The 18,577-nt window shown below is 34.4% G+C and carries 17 protein-coding genes; 5 read left to right on the plus strand and 12 right to left on the minus strand.

The genetic code is table 11. The annotated features are described in order from the left end of the window. Positions 1–106: 106 nt before the first annotated feature. The 4 genes from LQV47_RS01685 to LQV47_RS01700 all read right to left on the minus strand — a co-directional run bounded on the left by LQV47_RS01685 (position 107) and on the right by LQV47_RS01700 (position 2,852). Positions 107–1,132, minus strand: a complete 1,026-nt coding sequence (locus tag LQV47_RS01685) for a hypothetical protein (RefSeq protein WP_230033095.1) — start codon at positions 1,130–1,132, stop codon at positions 107–109. Positions 1,133–1,234: 102 nt separating this feature from the next. Then, entirely contained in the window at positions 1,235–1,741 is a 507-nt protein-coding gene (locus LQV47_RS01690; protein ID WP_230033097.1) for a hypothetical protein, read from the minus strand. Positions 1,742–1,746: 5 nt separating this feature from the next. Beyond that, complete coding sequence (locus LQV47_RS01695; RefSeq protein ID WP_230033098.1) at positions 1,747–2,283, minus strand: hypothetical protein; 537 nt, start codon at positions 2,281–2,283, stop codon at positions 1,747–1,749. A gap of 17 nt (positions 2,284–2,300) precedes the next feature. After that, on the minus strand, positions 2,301–2,852 hold the full coding sequence (locus tag LQV47_RS01700) for a sigma-70 family RNA polymerase sigma factor (protein WP_047489920.1): 552 nt from the start codon (positions 2,850–2,852) through the stop codon (positions 2,301–2,303). A gap of 202 nt (positions 2,853–3,054) precedes the next feature. Between LQV47_RS01700 and LQV47_RS01705 the strand changes: the two genes are divergently transcribed. The 4 genes from LQV47_RS01705 (at position 3,055) to LQV47_RS01720 (ending at position 7,544) form a co-directional block, all read left to right on the plus strand. Further along, positions 3,055–3,804, plus strand: a complete 750-nt coding sequence (locus LQV47_RS01705) for a Rossmann-like and DUF2520 domain-containing protein (protein WP_230033099.1) — start codon at positions 3,055–3,057, stop codon at positions 3,802–3,804. Next, complete coding sequence (locus LQV47_RS01710; protein ID WP_230033100.1) at positions 3,794–4,312, plus strand: HAD hydrolase family protein; 519 nt, start codon at positions 3,794–3,796, stop codon at positions 4,310–4,312. The genes LQV47_RS01705 and LQV47_RS01710 overlap by 11 nt, the downstream gene beginning before the upstream one ends. A gap of 5 nt (positions 4,313–4,317) precedes the next feature. Further along, positions 4,318–4,872 carry a Maf family protein gene (locus tag LQV47_RS01715; protein WP_230033101.1) on the plus strand — a complete coding sequence of 185 codons (555 nt, stop codon included), beginning with the start codon at positions 4,318–4,320 and terminating at the stop codon, positions 4,870–4,872. 86 nt (positions 4,873–4,958) lie between these two features. After that, positions 4,959–7,544: a tetratricopeptide repeat protein gene (locus tag LQV47_RS01720; protein WP_230033102.1), complete on the plus strand. Its 2,586-nt coding sequence runs from the start codon at positions 4,959–4,961 to the stop codon at positions 7,542–7,544. A 58-nt stretch (positions 7,545–7,602) separates the two neighbouring features. On the opposite strand, the gene tsaB is transcribed toward LQV47_RS01720, so the two are convergent. The 7 genes from tsaB to rpiB form a co-directional block, all read right to left on the minus strand. Then, on the minus strand, positions 7,603–8,289 hold the full coding sequence (gene tsaB / locus LQV47_RS01725) for a tRNA (adenosine(37)-N6)-threonylcarbamoyltransferase complex dimerization subunit type 1 TsaB (RefSeq protein ID WP_230033108.1): 687 nt from the start codon (positions 8,287–8,289) through the stop codon (positions 7,603–7,605). A 70-nt stretch (positions 8,290–8,359) separates the two neighbouring features. Further along, positions 8,360–9,109, minus strand: a complete 750-nt coding sequence (locus LQV47_RS01730) for an SDR family NAD(P)-dependent oxidoreductase (RefSeq protein ID WP_230033110.1) — start codon at positions 9,107–9,109, stop codon at positions 8,360–8,362. 101 nt (positions 9,110–9,210) lie between these two features. After that, positions 9,211–9,582 (minus strand): YraN family protein, encoded by a 372-nt coding sequence (locus LQV47_RS01735; protein ID WP_230033112.1) that lies wholly within the window; start codon positions 9,580–9,582, stop codon positions 9,211–9,213. A gap of 27 nt (positions 9,583–9,609) precedes the next feature. Continuing rightward, positions 9,610–10,539 (minus strand): LD-carboxypeptidase, encoded by a 930-nt coding sequence (locus tag LQV47_RS01740; protein WP_230033114.1) that lies wholly within the window; start codon positions 10,537–10,539, stop codon positions 9,610–9,612. Continuing rightward, positions 10,536–11,222 carry a LysE family transporter gene (locus LQV47_RS01745; RefSeq protein WP_230033116.1) on the minus strand — a complete coding sequence of 229 codons (687 nt, stop codon included), beginning with the start codon at positions 11,220–11,222 and terminating at the stop codon, positions 10,536–10,538. Before LQV47_RS01745 ends, LQV47_RS01740 begins: the two co-directional genes overlap by 4 nt. Positions 11,223–11,490: 268 nt before the next feature. After that, the gene (rnr, locus tag LQV47_RS01750) at positions 11,491–13,641 is read right to left on the minus strand and encodes a ribonuclease R (protein WP_230033125.1); all 2,151 of its coding nucleotides are present in this window, start codon (positions 13,639–13,641) and stop codon (positions 11,491–11,493) included. Between the two features lie 334 nt (positions 13,642–13,975). After that, positions 13,976–14,410: a ribose 5-phosphate isomerase B gene (gene rpiB, locus LQV47_RS01755; protein ID WP_230033127.1), complete on the minus strand. Its 435-nt coding sequence runs from the start codon at positions 14,408–14,410 to the stop codon at positions 13,976–13,978. Between the two features lie 554 nt (positions 14,411–14,964). Here rpiB and LQV47_RS01760 point away from each other — a divergent pair. After that, entirely contained in the window at positions 14,965–16,155 is a 1,191-nt protein-coding gene (locus tag LQV47_RS01760; RefSeq protein ID WP_230033129.1) for a phosphoglycerate kinase, read from the plus strand. Between the two features lie 1,568 nt (positions 16,156–17,723). Here LQV47_RS01760 and LQV47_RS01765 read toward each other — a convergent pair. Further along, complete coding sequence (locus tag LQV47_RS01765) at positions 17,724–18,545, minus strand: class I SAM-dependent methyltransferase (RefSeq protein ID WP_230033131.1); 822 nt, start codon at positions 18,543–18,545, stop codon at positions 17,724–17,726. Positions 18,546–18,577: the final 32 nt, after the last annotated feature.

Genomic DNA, 18,577 nt, shown 5'->3' on the forward strand with positions numbered 1-18,577 from the left:
AAGATAAGAAAATGCAAGAGAATTTTATATTCTTAATTTTTTCTTTTAACTAAAACACAAATAATGGTAAAAAGAGAAGCAAAATTGTCTCTTCTTTTCCGATATGTTATTTAGTTTTACCAAAGTTTTCAGGGAAAATATAATCTCCTGTAAGCGTATCAATTCCTACTCTATAATACATTGCATTCTGTTTGCGGATCTTTGTGGCAGTAATATCTATTACAGCAACGACCAAACCTCCAATAATACCTCCAACTCCAGCCCCTGCATAAATAGCAGCATTAGACCTTGGAAAAATTTCCTCTTCGGATGCAGTTATAAAATAGCCTTCATCATCTTTCTCTATCTCAATAATACTTGTGGGTGTTTTTTTATAAGCAATTCCGTTATCGATGATTGCAAAAACATCTTTACTAAGATTATCATAACCATCAACTCTTTTCACTCCTTTAATCACGCCCTCTTTATTCTTCTTTACCGTAAGTTCTTTATCAGGTTTTTGTTCTGCAAATGATTTATAATCTCTATAGACTCCATCTGCAAAAGACTGGGAGCTATAAACAGGTAACTGCTCAGATATTATTTTTCCGTAGTTGTCAAGATCGGCCTCGGAAACAGGAATATTCAAACCACTTTCAGCATATGAATCTTTTACAATATTGGTTAATTCCGATGATATTTTGGCTGCTATAGCCCTTGTAATATAAGCATGATCTCTCTGTGGATAATCTTTCGAAATTTTAATTTTTTTTAAAAAGTAATATTTATTATTTCTTTTTAAAAAGGTAGACGCCTGCATTTCAAGATGTCCTGCGACTGATCTTTCGCCTGGTATATCTTTAACTTTTAAATGTTCCAGTACAAGGAAGTATTCAGTCTTTCCCAGTTTTTTATTATTCTCTAAAAACCAATCTGAAAATAATTTTTCCAGGTCTTCTTTTTCAAATTTTACCTCGTAAGGCTCTTTCCTGTGTGAAACTATACCTATTGTTTTATCTTCTCTTCTGTCAAGCAACGTAAGAGATTGGGCGGCATGATTTCTATCTTTTATATTATTTCTAAGTTCTATAAACTGGTTTTTCTGACCGTATAACACTACTGAAAGCAATAAAAGGAAAAGTGTTTTTTTCATAATTGATGTTTTCGGTAAAAGTAGAATTTTTTAAAACATAAATTAAACGGCTCTCACAAAAAAAGATTTGTAAGAGCCGTCCAACATTAAAAAAATAAACTATTATGGGGTCTGTTTAGGTCCTGGATTATTATTTCCGTGAGGTTTCCTTTCATTCATTTTATCTCTCATCATTCCTTCAGACTGAAACAGCTTTAAGACTTTTTGACAGGGAATTACCTGCTGCATTTTATCTGCGTATTTTTTTCTGTTATCCAATAGCTTCTGCCCTATTTCAAAGCTTTGCTGAAGTTTAACTTTGGCTTCTTCATCTGATAATGTTTCAGGATTAAAGCCAGGATCGAACTGTCCTTTTATCTGCTTCTGACTTTCCAGGTATTCATTATAAAGCTGGGTAAATTCTGCTTTATCATCCTGGTCAATATTCAGATTATCCATGATCATGTTGTTCCTGAACTTCTTAAGCAGTTCTTTCCTTTCTTCAGGAGAAAGATTGTTAATGACTTCCTTCCGTTGTTTTGGATCCATCTTTTTCCAGTCATAATCCGTCCTTTGAGCATTCAAGCCGAAACCATAAATAATAAAAAACGTCAATATTATCTTTTTCATCTTTATTAATTATATAAGTCCAAATAAACGTCTTGTGTCGAGTTACTAGCCAATTCTGCAATTTCAGAATTAGAAAACGAATCCAGGTAATCATTTATTTTGGTTTCGTCTTTTTTAGGTTTGGCTTTCACTGATTTTGGTGACGTTTCTGTTTTTTCTTTTTCGTTTTTTAAAGCATAGTTAACATTATCCGCCTGATTTACACTTGTTTGATTATTATTATCAGCAAAAGTTAAATCAGATTTTAATGTTTCATAAGCAAGTTCACTTTCTGTTTTGAGTTCTCCTTTATTAACTGCATAGGCAGCATCTGAAGTTAGCCCTTTTTCAGCGGAATCATTATCAGAATTTAAAACATAAGTCATTCCAAAAATTAAAGCTACTGATGCCGCGGCAGCGTACAGCCAGTTCAATTTAAAGATAGGCGCTTTTTTGCTTGTCTTTATATCATTCATAACATTCTCCTGAATGTTTTCAAACAAATGATCAGGGACTTTGTAAATATTTTTACGTTCTAATTTTTCTATGTCGAACTCTTTCATTTCTGTTTTTTCAAAAATTATCTTTCGTAATTTTCTTTAATAAATTCTTCTATTTTCTGCTTGGCATAATGATAATTTGTTTTTAACGTCCCTACAGACATATCTACAATCTTAGATATTTCTTCGTAAGGCAAATCATCATAATACCGCATCATAAATACCAGTTTCTGCTTTTCTGGCAGACTTTGTATAGCGTTCTGTAACAGGATTTGTATTTCTTCGGCACTTCCTTCGGTATTGTCGGCGACAAGATTCTGCATATGATACTCTGCGTCTTCATCAGTTTTTTTCATTTTATTCATTTTGTTGACTTGTTGTAATGCTTCGTTGGTAGCAATTCTGTAAAGCCAGGTGTACAACTGACTGTCATTTTTGAACTGATGAAAATTCTGATAAGCTTTAATAAATGTTTCCTGCAAAGTATCCTGAGCAAGATCTCCATCCACGATAATTCTTCGAATGTGCCAATACAATCTGCTTTGATAAGCATCCATCAAGGCACGGACACCTTTTTCCTGGGTCCGTGGATTCTGCATCAACGAAATAATTTCCGCGTCCTTAATCTTCATAAGATGCTTTCACTGTTTTGGATTACAAAAGTAACTGAAAGTTAAATTACTTCTTCAATTTTAACCTTAAAAATCAAAATAATATGAAATTTTTTTGGGTACTAAGCTTTAGACTACACGCAATAAGTATGCCTATCCTTACTATCCGGTTTCCCCATCCCCTTTCTTTTTAGTAGTCGGCTTAAAATCTTATATTTGTTATATGCAAATTGTAATTATCGGTTCCGGAAATGTTGCTTATCATATGGCAAAGGCTTTCAGTCTGAAAGATATTCCTTTGGTCCAGATTTTTGGAAGAAACGAAAATGAATTAAAGAAAATAGCTGAAGAACTGAATCTTCCTTATTCTACAGAACATTTGAAGGATGCAGATCTGTATTTGATCTGTGTAAGTGATCATTCTGTAGAAGACGTTTCCAAGATCATCACTAAGAAAAACAGTCTGGTGGCCCATACTTCAGGATCCCTTCCTAAAGAAATCCTTTCAGGAGAATACCGGAAGGCCAGTTTTTATCCGTTGCAGACTTTTTCAAAATCTAAAAATCTGGAATATCAAAAGATTCCTTTTTTTATAGAAACTGAAAATAAAGAGGATCAAAAACTTCTTTCTGATCTTGCTTCTGTGGTCTCTAAAAATGTAATGGAAAGCACCCATGAAAAAAGAAAATATATTCACCTGACAGCCGTTTTTGCCTGTAACTTTATGAATCATCTTTTTTCAAGAGCCAAAGAAATTTCAGATTCTCAGGAGATTCCTTTTGATTATTTCTTGCCTTTAATTGATGAAACGGTCCAAAAAATCTATGAAATAGAGCCTAAAATGGCACAGACAGGCCCTGCGGTAAGAAATGATGTAAGAATTTTACAGCTGCACGAACAGCTATTAAAAGACGAAAGTCTTGAAATTTATAAAACAATGAATCATTCTATTCAAAAAATGTATGAGTTATAAAGAGAAATTAAAAGATATAAAAGCATTTGTATTTGATGTTGACGGTGTTTTTACAGATGGCAGTGTTTATCTTCTTCCCGGAGGGAATATGTGTAGGGTAATGAATGTGCTGGATGGTTATGCAGTCGTTAAAGCTTTAAAAAACAATTATTTAATTGGGGTCATCACCGGTGGAAATGATGAAATGGTAAAGCATAGAATCAATTATCTTGGAATTCAGGATTATTATCCGAAATCCCATAATAAATTATCTGATTTTGAAGATTTTAAAAAGAAATACAATCTTAAAAATGAGGAAATCCTGACTATGGGAGATGATCTTCCGGATATTCATATCATGGAAAACTCCGCGATAGCAGCATGTCCTGAAAATGCAGTTCCTGAAGTAAAAGGAATTTCCAGTTATATTTCCCCGCAAAAAGGGGGGAGTGGTGCTGTGCGAGACGTCATAGAGCAGGTAATGAAAGTTCAGGGAAACTGGCATGATGATAATACTCAATCTGTATAATATTTATGAAATTACTTTTAGCATCTCAATCCCCGAGAAGAAAGGAACTTCTTTCCAGCCTTGGCTTTGAATTTGAAGTGGTAAAAACCGATTGTGAAGAAATCCTTCCTGACCATATAAAAATAGAGGAAGCCGCGGCTTATTTATCTCTGTTAAAAGCAGATACCTTCAGAAACCTTATCGATGACGAGGTTTTATTAACCTCTGACACGGTAGTAGCTATTGACCATCAAATCCTAGGCAAACCGGCCAATGAAGACGATGCCCGGAAGATGCTTCGCCAGCTGTCCGGAAAAACACATCAGGTTTATACGGGAATTACGGTGAAAACCGCTGATAAATCCATTACAGAGACCGATGTAGCTGATGTAACGTTTGATGAGATTACCGATGAGGAAATAGATTATTATGTTCGGGAATACAAACCTTTTGATAAAGCCGGAAGCTATGGTATTCAGGAATGGCTGGGTATGGCTAAGATTAAAAGTATGACCGGAAGCTTTTATACTATTATGGGGCTACCTACTCATTTGGTTTACAAAATTTTGAACGAAATATAAATATTATTCATTATAAAATTTTATTATTTTTACAAAATCATCAAACTGCTGATAATAAAAAGCAGATTAGCTAGTTATATTGAATAATGAAAAAGAATATATTGTTCCTTTTAGTAATGTGTATCGTTGCTTCATGTGCTACCAAGACAAAAAAGCCAGAGCAGCGGTCTAAGCTATTGAAAGGCTTTTCCACATACTATAACACCCTTTTTAATGCGAAGGATGCATTAAACAGTGAATTTACAACCAGAGATAAGGGACATAAAGATAATTTTTATGCTCCTTATATTCCTATTCTTACTTATGAAGAACAGCCTTTGGGGAGTGATCTGGGCCAGTCTGCAGCATTTGCAGAAAATTCCATGAAAATGGCTGAAGTAGCGAACTCAAAGCCATCGGGAAGAAATAGTTCCGGTATCCCGAATGTCCCGGGAATGCAGGGAAATATGCCTGGTAATACCCAGGATAATCAGGATGACGGTCAAAATAAAGGGGCTACAACTTTGGAAATTGCTGAAGCTAAAGCACTGAAGGCCATCAATAAATATTCAGTGACCAGAAATGGGGAAGAGAAGAATAAACAAATTTTTGAGGCATATATGATCCTGGCGCAATCCAGAATTTATCAAAATAAGCCTTTGGAAGCTCTGGATGCCCTGAATTATGTTTTCACACATATGAAAGATGATAAAAGGCTGCCTTTGGCTAGAATTTATCAGGGATTAGCTTATGACAACATCAAAGATTATCACAGAGCTCATGAAACTTTTGCCAAGCTGAAAGGGGAGAAGCTCAATAAGACCTATGCAAAACTCCTGAGCATTTATTATGCTGAGTCTCTGCTGGATGCAGGGAAGAAAGAAGAGGCTGCTAAGGAGCTGGATGAAGCATTTGAACTGAATGGTAACAGAAAACTTAAGAGCAGAATTGCTTATCTCAGAGGGCAGGTACAGGAAAATCTCGGACAAAATGAAAAGGCAAGAGACAGCTATGCTGCAGCCTATAAATATGCCAATGATTTTGAATTTGAAGTAAAATCTCAGATTGCTATTGCCAAAACATTTAATGGAAAAGGAGACTACAATGGTGCAAAAAATTATCTGGAAAGCATCAGTAAAAAAGGGACCTATGGTTCCCGAAAGAATGAATTTTACTATGCCTTAGGCTTAATGGCCAATAAGGCTGGAAAAAAAGACGAAGCCCAGCAGTTTTTCAGAAAATCCTTATTTGAAAAGGTTTCCGACCCTCAAATCAGAGGTTTGGCATACTACGAAATAGGGAAGAGTTATCTTGAAAAAAACGACTATATCGGTGCCGGAAGTTACTATGATTCAGCACTTGTTGTAATGACTTATGAGCCTTCCAAGGTGTTGCTGAAAGATCAGTCTGAGTACATTAAAAAAATCTCTAAAAATTACTACCTGATTAAAAAAAATGACAGTATTCTTTCTTTAGCCAAGATGGATGAGGGACAGAAAACCGACTTTTTCTCCAAGTATATTGCTAAGCTAAAAGTTAAAGAAGAAAAAGAAGAGCAGGAGAGAAGACGTGCAGAAAGAAGCAAAGGTTTTGATACCGGAGACTATAATGCCAATTCTATTTTCGCCAATGACGTCAATGCTTTTGAAGACTTTGGAGTTACTACAAAAGGTTTTTATTTCAGTAATACGGGAACTGTAAGCAAAGGAACATCATCCTTTAAACAGGTCTGGGGAGACAGAGCTCTTGCTGATAACTGGCGTTTTTCAAAAAAGATGGTTTCTATTGAAGATATGAAAAATGAAGCTTTAGGAGTATCCGCTGCCCCTAACCCAAGACGTTTTGAACCGGCTTATTATATTGAGCAGATCCCAACAGACCAGGGTAAACTGTCCCAGCTGAAAAAGGACAGAGATACAGCTTCTTTAGGCCTGGGAATTATGTATCAGAATTATTTTACTAATACTCCTTTAGCTACTAAAACGCTGTATGATCTTGTAGATGTAAAGCCCGAAGAAAAAGTAATGCTTCAGGCATTATATGAGATTTTTGCAATGAATTACGAGAAAAATCCTCAGATATCAGACAGGGCGAAACAGATTCTTTTAAAGGATTATCCTTATACTTCATATGCTGAATTTGCAAGAAACCCTAAAAACGTTTCATTTGTAAAATCTACGGAAGATGTTGAGAATGAATATAAAAAGGCATATGCTTTATTTGAATCGGAGAAGTTTGATGACAGTAAGAATGTCATTGACCAGACAATCCAAAAGTTTCCAAAAGATGCTTTAGTGCCTAAACTCTATTTACTCAATGCCTTTAATGCAGGAAAATCCAGTGGAAAGGAGGTAATGATCCTGCAGCTTGAGCAGATTGCACTGAACTATTCTAAAACTCCGGAAGGAGTGAGAGCTAAAGAAATGCTGAATTACCTGAAAAGTGACCTTAGCTTCCAGGCAACGGATAATAAAGGAAATTCTGTTCCTAAGCAGCCCGGAGCCCCCGTTCAACCTAATAACAACTCCGAACCTGTACAGGAGGGGTTACAGAAAGCTGACCTCAACAACAACAATTTAGAGAGCTTAGAGACAGCCCCTTCTACAAAAAAGCCCGGCGGTGACAGCCAGCAAAAAAAGAAAAGAGCCACACAGCAGCCCACGGAATCCACCATTCCTAAAAGGCCTCAATAAAATAAAAAAGCGAAGATTAACTCTTCGCTTTTTATATGTAATAGCCTATTTTTTATGATCATATAGAATCTGAGGATTTCTTTTTCTTCACTCCGTGGAAATCTTTTAAATAAAAAGGCTCAAAGTAAGCAATATCTTCAAAGTCTTTATGTTCTATTTTTTCTAATGATTTTTTGATAAGATATTGAGCAGAAGGGTAGACATCTTCTCTAAAATCCGCCTGGGGAAGATTTAGAATCTCTTTTGCTTTCTTCGCTCCGTCTCCTACAAATATCACTTTCTTATCTTTAAACTCTTCAAAAGAGGTTTCATCTAAAATCTTAGCTTCTGTATTGCTGAGTTCAATTCCCGTCAAGCCGTCATAAACTGCCGTATAAACCTCCATTCTTCTTGCGTCGACTAATGCCACTACAAAATCATAGTTGTGCCCCAAAAAAGGCTCTATCATGCTTTCCATAGAATTTACGGCAACCAATGGGATGTTCAATCCGTAGCAGAATCCTTTTGCCGAAGCGGCGCCAATTCTTAAGCCGGTATAAGATCCCGGTCCTTTTCCCAGTGAAACGGCCTCAATATCTTTCAGTGAAATTCCCGCCCCCTCCAATGCCCATTCTACAAATGTGTGCAGGTTTTCAGACTGTTTATAGTTTTCAGAAACTTCTTCGGAAAGACACAATAGTTTTTCATTGTCTGAAATTGCTACAGAACAGTTTTTAGAAGAGGTTTCAAGATATAAAATTTTCATTTTCTTATTTTAAGCTAAACCGCAAAATTGCTTTTTAAATATGCTGCAAATTTACGCCTTTATTTTGAGACTATTTTCTGTAGATGGTTCTTGGTTCTGCCTGAGCACTTGGATAAATGGTCATATCAGAAACAGTAACATGCTTGGGGGCATTTATACAATAAGCGATAGCATCTGCAATATCTTCTGCTTTTAACGGTTCATATCCGGCGTATACCGTTGAAGCTTTTTCACTGTCTCCTTTAAACCTCACTAAAGAAAAATCAGTTTCCACAGCTCCCGGCTGAATATTGGTCACTTTAATTCCAAACTCTGTAAGCTCTAATCTCATGCCTTCAGAAATCACGTCGACAGCCTTTTTGGTAGCGCAGTAAACAACTCCATTGGCATAAGTTTGTCTTGCTGCCACAGAACTTATATTGATAATATGACCTAAATTTTTAGTTTTCATAATTGGGATGATCATTTTAGAAACATAGAGTAATCCCTTTACATTTCCGTCGATCATAGAATCCCAGTCATCAGTCTTACCGGCAGAAAGAGGATCTAATCCATGCGCATTCCCGGCATTATTAATCAGAACATCAATATCTTTCCAATTCTCAGGAAGGGAGTTAATGGCTGCTTCAACTTCTTCAAGGTTTCTAACATCAAACATTAAACTAAATATTTCGGTAAATTCAGATAATTCTGTTTTTAAAGATTCTAATGCTTCATTTCTTCTCCCGCAAATGATTATTCTGTTACCTTGTTTTGCCAAAAGTTGTGCTGTGGATTTTCCTATACCGGAAGTAGCTCCGGTTATTACTATTGTTTTCATACAATTAAAATTTTAATGTAAAAGTGTCCAACTATAATAGTCTTTCAATACTTGATTTTTTGATATTGGATGATTCATTTATATGCTGAAACACGTATTGATCAATTGGCATCCAACGCCTGAAAAGCGTCGATTATATGGTCAATACTTAATTTTCTTTTTTCATCAGGAAGAACTGAAATAATATCAAATCTTACCTCATTCTTTTTATCTGTTTCCTCTAAATAATGGTTAGCTGCAGAGACAATCGACTTTATTTTTGTTTTGGTAACGGCTTCCTGAGGAAGCATAAAAGCATCAGTAGACCTTGCTTTTACTTCTACAATAATGATTACATCTTCTTTCTCAGCAATAATATCAATCTCCGCTTTTTGAAAACGAAAATTCCTGGCAAGAATAGTATAGCCGTTTTTCTGAAGATAATCAGCGGCCATGTCTTCTGCTATTTTGCCAAAATCATTATGGTTAGCCATAGTCTGGATTTGAGAATCAGGGATATTTTAGAATTCAATTTTCACTTTAGTCTCCATTTTTATTGTAGCAGTTCCTCCAATTAAAAGAGGTCTGTTGTCTTTAATGTGTCCGTTTGGGAAACCAAAAATTATAGGGAATTTATACTTTGAAAGTCTTTCTGAAATCAGTTGGTAAGCAAATTCATCAAAACTCTCCTCATAACTTTTATTATCTTTTTCATCACCCATATTGGTCATTCCTCCTACAATAAGCCCTTTAATTTTATTAAAAACCCCGGCCAGTTCAAGGCTCATAATCATCCGGTCTAAAGCATAAAAGTTTTCTCCGATATCTTCAATGAATAAAATTTTATCTTTAAATTCAAAGGAATACCGGGTTCCCAAGAGAGCATAAATCAGGGCTAAATTTCCACCCACAATTTCGCCTTCTATATTCCCTTTCTTATTCAATGAATGCGCACTCAGGTTGTATTTTGGGGCTTTTCCCTTTAAAATATCAAAGATCATATCATAACTTTCTTCCGTTACTCCAAAGCTTGATGTTTTGATCGTCTGCCCGTGAATGGAAACAAATCCTTTCTTCAGCAGGTAACTTTGGATCACCGTATTATCAGAATATCCGATATACCATTTCGGATTTTTGGCGAAGTTTTTCAATTTCAGATGCTGAATCAGATGCTGGCAGCCATAGCCTCCTCTGGAAGCCCATATAGCACCAACTTCTTTATTGTTTAAAGCCCAGTTGATATCCTGTATTCTTTCCTGCTCTGTTCCGGCATAATTATACCCATTTGAAAATTTAGTGTAAAGATGTTGTCCCAAAACAGGTTCAAATCCCTTATTTTTAATCATTTTTATTCCCTTTTCCAGCTGGGATACATCTACAGCTCCCGCAGGGGAAATAACGGCTATTTTAGCTCCTTTTTTAAGGGGTTGTGGAAAGATATTTTTTTTCATTCTGTTTTTTGATATTTGACTTCTTTCTTTTCAGCTTCCTCTAACTGTCTGTCAAACTGATTAAACTTTTTAAAACTTTGGAGGAAGATAAAGAAACTGAAAACAATAAGAATTACCCCAACAACTCTTCTGATTTTATTAGCCAGTTTCTGGGTAAGTTTATCGTGAAATTGCTTGGCAAGAAATATTTTGGCCAGATCAATGGAAAGATATGTTGCGAGTACAATGCCTATATATAAAATAAAACTACTGGTGTTAGGATATTGATTTCTCACAGAAATTACCGTTACCAGCCAGAAAAGGATGACTCCTACATTTAAAAGATTAAAGAAAAAACCATTAAAAAAAGTTTTAAAATAATTTTGTCCGATAATTTTTTCCTCTCCGGGCATATGCATTTTGGTTTTGGTAACCAGCATCACAATTCCATACACAAAAATAAGGATAGAAGTTATTCTGTAGAACCCGGGATGTTTATCAATTAAAGTGACAATATCCGAACTGGCATAATATGCCGCAACAATACATAATAGATCTGCACTGATTACTCCCAGATCTAAAGCCAAAGCATGTTTGGGGCCTCTGGAAAAGCTGGTTTCAATTAAGAGGAAAAATATAGGCCCTATAAAAACCAGACTCAGCATGAATCCTAATATAACGGCAGATAGTACAAGTTCAAACATTTAATATGATTTAAAATGAAAAAGATTTTCATTCCGTTTTATACAAAGTTAGACTTTATGATTTAATTATTCAATAAAGTTGTTATATATCAACTCTAATTACGGCAAGTTTAAGACACGCTATTTTTAAGAAAAGAAATTGGAAACAAGAGGGAAAATCTTACTGAAGTCCGGAGAGAAGGGGCAAGAAAAAAATCAGCCCTATCTGAAAAATTGTATAAAAAAAGAGGCTGCTCTTGTACAGAACAGCCTCTCCTTTATTATTATTTTAAACGACCTGAAAGTCTAATTGTTTTTGAATAAGATTGGCTTTCACAACCTTAATGCGAAGTTCATCTCCCAACTGATATCGATTTCCGTGTCTTACTCCATATACAGCATGTGTTTTTGCATCGTATGAATAAGAATCATCCACAAGGTCTCTTAGTTTGATTAAACCTTCAGCACCGTTTTCAGGTATTTCAACCCAGAAACCAAATTCAGCAACTCCGGAAATCACTCCTGTAAATGTTTCTCCAAGGTGTTTTTCCATAAACTTCACCTGCATAAATTTGATAGAATCTCTTTCCGCATCAGCCGCCAATCTTTCCATTGAACTGCAGTGTTTCGCTTTTTCTTCCAGCTCCGGTCTGTTTGGCGATTTTCCTCCATCCAGATAGTGCTGAAGAAGACGGTGAGCAATCAAATCCGGATAACGACGGATAGGAGAGGTGAAGTGGCTGTAATACTCAAAGCCAAGACCATAATGTCCAATAGGATCTGTAGAATATACCGCCTTAGTCATACTTCTCATAGCCAGCGTTTCAATCATATTTTCTTCGCCTTTTCCTTTGACATCATGAAGTAATTTATTCAAGGATTCTGCTACTTTTTTAGTATTGGCAAGATTCATTGTATACCCGAAAGTAGATACAAAATCTCTCAATGCTTCCAGTTTTGCAGGATCCGGATCATCATGGATCCTGTAAATAAATGTATTGTTGGTGATTTCACCTTTATTTGTCAATGAAACAAATTCAGATACTTTTTTATTGGCTAAAAGCATAAATTCTTCAATCAGGTGATTGGAATCTTTACTTATTTTAAAATAAACTCCAACCGGTTCATTATTTTCATCCAGGTTGAATCTTACTTCACTTCTGTCAAATGTAATAGCTCCATTTCTGATACGCTCATTACGCAGAATCTTGGCAAGTTTATCCAGGGTATTTATCTCTTCTGCCAGATCACCTTCGCCTGTTTCTATACGTTCCTGAGCTTCTTCATAGGTGAATCTCCTGTCTGAATGGATAACCGTTCTTCCAAACCACTGCTTTTGGATTTCCGCCTGATCATTCAATTCAAAAACGGCTGAGAATGTATATTTATCTTCGTTGGGACGAAGGGAACAAACATCATTACTTAATACTTCAGGCAACATCGGAACAACTCTGTCTACTAAATAAACAGAGGTCGCCCTTTTATAAGCTTCATCATCCAGAATAGTTCCCGGAACTACATAATGGGATACATCCGCAATATGAACTCCAATTTCCCAATTTCCATTTTCTAACTTTCTTATGGATAAAGCATCATCAAAGTCTTTAGCATCTTTGGGGTCAATAGTAAAAGTACAGATATCACGCATATCCCAACGCTTTGAAACCTCTTCATCCGTAATACTTCTGTCAATCTTATCTGCATCGGCTTCAACTTCCGGTGCAAATTCATATGGAAGTCCGTATTCTGCAAGAATAGAGTGGATCTCTGTCTCATGTTCTCCAGGAGCACCCAATACCTGAATGATTTCACCCTCAGGATTTTTATCTCCAGGTTTCCATTCGGTCATTTTAACAACAACCTTATCTCCATCCTGGGCATCATTGAATTTTGTTTTCGGGATAAAAATATCGGTATTGATAGATTTTTTATCACAGACTACAAATCCAAAATCTTTATGGGCCACCTTTTGAAAAGTTCCTACAAATTCTGTTCTGCTTCTTTCCAGAACTTCCAATACAGAACCTTCCAGTTTCTTTCCTTTATAATGGTAAGTTATAATAAGAACCTTATCACCCTGCAAAGCATCTTTCACATTTTTGGCATGAACAAAAATATCATCATCCACACCTTCTACACTTACATAGGCATTTCCACTTTGGTTGAAATCGATAATTCCGGACATTGTTCCTGCAATTTTCAAATTCACAATATATTTACCTTTTTCCACTTCCTGAATCTTTTCCGATGCCTGAAGTTTATGGAGTGCCTGAATGACAAGTTCACGCTGTCTCGGGTTTTTATAATCTATCCCGTCAGCAATCTGTTTATAATTATAAATTTTTGATGCATTAGCATTCATAAAACGAAGGATCAGTCTCCCGATTTCCATCATTTTCAAATCATTTTTATGACTTATATATTTTCCTTTTTTTGGCATTTTATTTTTTTTTAATTGTTCTTGGCTTTAATTCAATTAAAACCTTTTTCTAAGTTTCCATTATACTTACTATAAAGGTAACCAATTTTACTATTCAATTTCTTTTAGTCAATCAACAGTAATTTCCTTTTTAAATCAGCTATAACGGAATTTTTAGTTTTGTATAAATTTAATACAAATATGGAGAAGAAAAGAGAAAACCTTTTGTTAAATATCTTTTTATATATCAAAAAAGGTTCCGAAGAATAATAGAATGTAATTTCTATTGAATATTGCAAATGTACGAATAAAAAATAAATAAGGCTTGCAAATGAATTTACAAGCCTCGGTATACTTAGCAAACTGCTATTTTATCAACTCTATTTTGGTGTCTTCCACCTTCAAAATCTGTTGTAAGAAATTTTTCTACGATATCAATAGCCACTTCTTTGGATATAAACCTTGCTGGCATGGATATCATATTAGCATCATTATGCTGTCTTGCCAGTGTTGCAATCTCCGGCATCCAGCAAAGTGCACATCTGATCTTCTGGTGTTTGTTTGCAGTGATCTGAACTCCATTTCCGCTTCCACAGATCAAAATTCCCAATTCATTTTCCCCATTTTCTACAGAGGTGGCTGCAGGATGTACAAAGTCCGGATAATCCACACTGTTTGTGGAAAACGTGCCAAAATCCTGAACTTCAAACCGTTCTGAGAGATAGTTCTTAACAATCTCCTTATATTCATAGCCTGCATGGTCTGCTGCAATAGCAATTTTTCTTTTCATAGTACTTGTATTAAGCTTTATTAGATTCTATTTCCTTACAAAGGTAAGAATAATAACAAATAGTGTTAGTAAACCGGGGATTAATTGTGAAAAGGTATGTTAATAAGTGTGGAAAACTTTCATCAACTTTCTATTTTTAAAGATGAATTTATTTCGTAATAGAAAACCTTTCCGGAAATTTCAACCACAACTTTCCGATTGTTTTCTTCAGTTAATCCAAACTTTTTCCATAAAAAAATTACTAATAATTGATATTTACTGAAGTTATCAACATCTGTTAATAAGTACCAGAATAAGCAGGTTTACAATGATTTATAATGTGAATTAAATATGAATTTAACAAAAGCTATTTGTTATAAACTTTTAGCCTAAAACTTATCCCCGAAACTAACAACACTCAACAACAACTACATTATTCTTTTCTTTATAAGAGAAAAAATTGTTGATTAGTGAGTGAATGGGGATGGGGAAAGTTTTTGAAAACTTTTATTTCAATGGATCTGTTGAAAAAGTTTAAAACCTTACATTTGTGAAACGAAAATTCAACGATATTTATGAAAACAATCAATGATTTCAATTTTAAAGATAAGAAGGCACTGGTAAGAGTGGATTTCAATGTTCCACAGGATGACCAGCTTCAGGTAACAGATAACACAAGAATTGTTGCGGTGAAACCGACAGTAGAGAAGATTCTTAACGATGGCGGATCTGTCATCTTGATCACACATCTTGGAAGACCTAAAGGAGAGGTGAAAGATGAGTTTTCTCTAAAGCATATTGTAGGTGAAATTTCCAATGTTCTTGGGCAGGAAGTTAAATTTGTTGATGAATCTATTGGTGAGAAAGCAGAAAAAGCAGCTTCAGAATTGAGACCTGGGGAGATCTTATTATTAGAAAATGTACGTTTTCATAATGAAGAGGAAAAAGGGGATGAAGGTTTTGCTGAGCAACTTTCAAAATTAGGGGATGCTTTTGTAAATGATGCTTTTGGGACGGCACATAGAGCACATGCTTCTACTGCTGTAATTGCAAAATTCTTTCATTCGACTAAATTCTTCGGTTTTTTAATGGCTAATGAGCTTAAAGCGATTGATAAGGTATTAAAAAATGGTGAGAGACCTGTAACTGCTATTTTAGGAGGTTCTAAAGTTTCAACTAAAATCACCATTATAGAAAATATTCTTCCTGCAGTAGATAATTTGATTATCGGTGGAGGTATGGCATTTACTTTTATTAAAGCTCTTGGAGGAAAAATAGGTAATTCTTTAGTAGAAGAAGATAAGCTTCCATTGGCTTTAGAAATTTTAGGTAAAGCAAAAGAACATAAGGTAAAAGTGTATCTTCCTTCGGATGCTATTATCGCTGAGAGTTTTAGCAATGATGCTGAAAGAAAGGAAGCTGATATTTATGCTATTCCGGAAGGATGGATGGGACTTGATGCAGGCCATAAATCAAGAGATCAGTTTAATGATGTACTTTTAAATTCAAGAACTATTCTTTGGAACGGTCCAATTGGAGTTTTTGAAATGTCAAACTTTGCCGGAGGAACTATTGCACTTGGTGACAGTATTGCTGAAGCAACAAGACTTGGTGCTTTTTCTTTAGTTGGAGGAGGTGACAGTGTTGCTTTTGTTAAACAATTCGGATACGGTGAGAAAGTAAGCTATGTTTCTACCGGTGGTGGAGCAATGCTTGAAAGTCTTGAAGGTCTTGAGCTTCCAGGCGTAGCTGCAATTAACAATTAATTTAAGTTTTAAAATACTAAACCTGCTAATTCTATTAGCAGGTTTTTTGGATCCGAATTATTTTTTTGGCTCTATAATTTTAGGATGTAGTGCTATTTTTATGAGCAAAGAAAGACTAAAATAACAATTTATTTAACGTGTTTTTAGTACAATTGAGCTTGTAAAAAATCTTAATGCTTGTTATATTTTTTACGTTATTTCTATGTATGAAGATTCATTTTTATGATTATGTTAATACCTAATTGAATTGATTGGATATTAAATATATATTGAATGTTGTTATAATTAGTGAATATAATAAAATATATAGTAAATAAACTGTTGTCCAGTGAGTATATTTGTTTGAATATTCTGCTTAAAAGCTATATTTTTTCAATGTTTGCTTTATTCTTATCAAAGCTTTTTTGCATGGATTGACTAATAGATATTACTTATAGTTATAATAAAAAGTTATAACTTAAAATGAATATTTTGCCTTTATTCTACATGCTTTTTTAAGCAAATTATGTTTGTGTTATGTTATTTTTTTCTGGCTATATTTTTATTTGCGTCAATTTTTGACGGCAGCGGGAGATACATTTTTAGTACCAAATTGAAATAGTATGATGTATATAAATGAATTTTTTACAGTAGGAAATTCTGCTCATAATGATAATCTCGGTTAGTTTATTGATAACTTTAGTGGAGAGTGTCACCTTTCAAAAAGTAAGCAGATGGATTGATGAACTTTCTTACTTCCGATTGATAGTAGAGTGTTAAAAGATGAAATTATTTATCGTTCAGAGGAAATAATAATTCATGGGAGTAATTCTTTATTCTCCAGTAACAAGTTTACAATTATACGAGAATGAATTTTGTAGCTGAGTTCAAAAAGAAAAAAGAAATATCACCAATATTTCAATTTCTGATAAAATTGGTGAGGTATTAAAAATACTATTTTCAATCGAGTACTATGATGTTCTGTATATTTCTAATTAACCTAAAGTTGAATGTACTTCTTTATCTGTATTTTTAGCGGATCCATAAGCTCAATATGTTTTACTGGTAAAAATACCTTTGCCTGTTGTCAATGGAGGATCATTAGTTTTAATCAGCCTTGTACTTTCCAATAATTAGAAGAGAGTAGGGGTGTATACTATTCAGCCGATGTATTAGGTTCCTGAACTTTTCATACTTTTGTGCGGGTGGAGTTTCAGATGTGAAATTTAACGTGGCAGCACAACAATTTTTATTATTCAAGGAAATGTAAATTTTATAAGTAATTGGATTGTTAATCCTATAAAACATGATAGGTATCTTTCGGTCTTTTTTTGAATAGAGAGGTAAGTATCTTTTTTTAGATCATTTAAGGAAAACTTGAATATTTTGAAATTAAAAGTAGAGAGAAGAATTTTTAAAAAATCTTACGGTATGAAATTTTTTTATCTCTTTTGAACTAAAAATTGAAAATCATAATATAAACTGATAGTGGTATAAATTGAAAAACTCAGGAAAATTTCCTGAGTTTTTTATTTTTTAGGTAAAAATGCTTAAAATCGACCTTCATAAATAGCTTAAAAATCGATTTTCTACTTTTTTTCGATAATGTATATCAAACTTGAAAATTCGTTTGAAAAAAGGGCTTTTACGTTCGAAATCGTTCCGTAGATCGTTGCTTTTAGCCAAAAAAGCGAAGATTTTTTGTATTTTTCGCTTAGCATGGAGATATAATATGAATCCAGGACGAGTGGTTTTATTTTTCTCATTTTCCAATCTGATTTCTTTGAAATTAAATTTTGCATTCCATTTTTAGAAAAATGATAGATATGTCTTGGTACATCATAAGCTGCCCAATGTTCTTTATAATGTTTTGCATCATAAGAAGTAGGGTTGGGAACAGCAATTATTAAAAGACCTTTTTCTTTCAATTTCCCGTGAAATATATCCAGCATTTCATCCTGGTTCTCTATATGCTCAAATACATGCCATAATGTAATTGCATCTAGGCTTCGATCTTCAATTGCATGGATATCGTCCAGAATTTTGGCTTTGGTTATTTTACTTTCCGCTGCTTTTCTTGCATCAACATCAGGCTCGAAACCGAAAGTTTCAAAATCATTTTCTACATACTTTACAAATTCTCCTGCACCGCATCCATAATCCAAAACTTTCGATCCTTTTTTGATTCTATCAACGAGGATGTTTTTTTTATACTGAAGATTAAAATACTGAAGAAATTTATATAATTTTTCTTTCAGACTTCCGGAATCCTGATGATGGGAGATATAATCTTCGCTTTCATAATATTTGGAAATATGGGATGGAATAGGGGTGGTTTTAAATACTCCCTTGGTTTGTGTTTCTTTAATTTCAAATATTTCCTGTGAAAGAAAATGATCTTTTATTTTCATTGAAGTCGTTATCTTTATATTTGAAAATTAAG

The organism is Chryseobacterium sp. Bi04 (assembly GCF_918698085.1).
Taxonomy (GTDB): domain Bacteria; phylum Bacteroidota; class Bacteroidia; order Flavobacteriales; family Weeksellaceae; genus Chryseobacterium.

What these genes read in the sequence shown, in the direction of transcription:
- LQV47_RS01685 (WP_230033095.1), bottom strand. Translation starts at nt 1,132, where the DNA reads ATGAAAAAAACACTTTTCCTTTTATTGCTTTCAGTAGTGTTATACGGT.
- LQV47_RS01690 (WP_230033097.1), bottom strand. Translation starts at nt 1,741, where the DNA reads ATGAAAAAGATAATATTGACGTTTTTTATTATTTATGGTTTCGGCTTG.
- LQV47_RS01695 (WP_230033098.1), bottom strand. Translation starts at nt 2,283, where the DNA reads ATGAAAGAGTTCGACATAGAAAAATTAGAACGTAAAAATATTTACAAA.
- LQV47_RS01700 (WP_047489920.1), bottom strand. Translation starts at nt 2,852, where the DNA reads ATGAAGATTAAGGACGCGGAAATTATTTCGTTGATGCAGAATCCACGG.
- LQV47_RS01705 (WP_230033099.1), top strand. Translation starts at nt 3,055, where the DNA reads ATGCAAATTGTAATTATCGGTTCCGGAAATGTTGCTTATCATATGGCA.
- LQV47_RS01710 (WP_230033100.1), top strand. Translation starts at nt 3,794, where the DNA reads ATGAGTTATAAAGAGAAATTAAAAGATATAAAAGCATTTGTATTTGAT.
- LQV47_RS01715 (WP_230033101.1), top strand. Translation starts at nt 4,318, where the DNA reads ATGAAATTACTTTTAGCATCTCAATCCCCGAGAAGAAAGGAACTTCTT.
- LQV47_RS01720 (WP_230033102.1), top strand. Translation starts at nt 4,959, where the DNA reads ATGAAAAAGAATATATTGTTCCTTTTAGTAATGTGTATCGTTGCTTCA.
- tsaB (WP_230033108.1), bottom strand. Translation starts at nt 8,289, where the DNA reads ATGAAAATTTTATATCTTGAAACCTCTTCTAAAAACTGTTCTGTAGCA.
- LQV47_RS01730 (WP_230033110.1), bottom strand. Translation starts at nt 9,109, where the DNA reads ATGAAAACAATAGTAATAACCGGAGCTACTTCCGGTATAGGAAAATCC.
- LQV47_RS01735 (WP_230033112.1), bottom strand. Translation starts at nt 9,582, where the DNA reads ATGGCTAACCATAATGATTTTGGCAAAATAGCAGAAGACATGGCCGCT.
- LQV47_RS01740 (WP_230033114.1), bottom strand. Translation starts at nt 10,539, where the DNA reads ATGAAAAAAAATATCTTTCCACAACCCCTTAAAAAAGGAGCTAAAATA.
- LQV47_RS01745 (WP_230033116.1), bottom strand. Translation starts at nt 11,222, where the DNA reads ATGTTTGAACTTGTACTATCTGCCGTTATATTAGGATTCATGCTGAGT.
- rnr (WP_230033125.1), bottom strand. Translation starts at nt 13,641, where the DNA reads ATGCCAAAAAAAGGAAAATATATAAGTCATAAAAATGATTTGAAAATG.
- rpiB (WP_230033127.1), bottom strand. Translation starts at nt 14,410, where the DNA reads ATGAAAAGAAAAATTGCTATTGCAGCAGACCATGCAGGCTATGAATAT.
- LQV47_RS01760 (WP_230033129.1), top strand. Translation starts at nt 14,965, where the DNA reads ATGAAAACAATCAATGATTTCAATTTTAAAGATAAGAAGGCACTGGTA.
- LQV47_RS01765 (WP_230033131.1), bottom strand. Translation starts at nt 18,545, where the DNA reads ATGAAAATAAAAGATCATTTTCTTTCACAGGAAATATTTGAAATTAAA.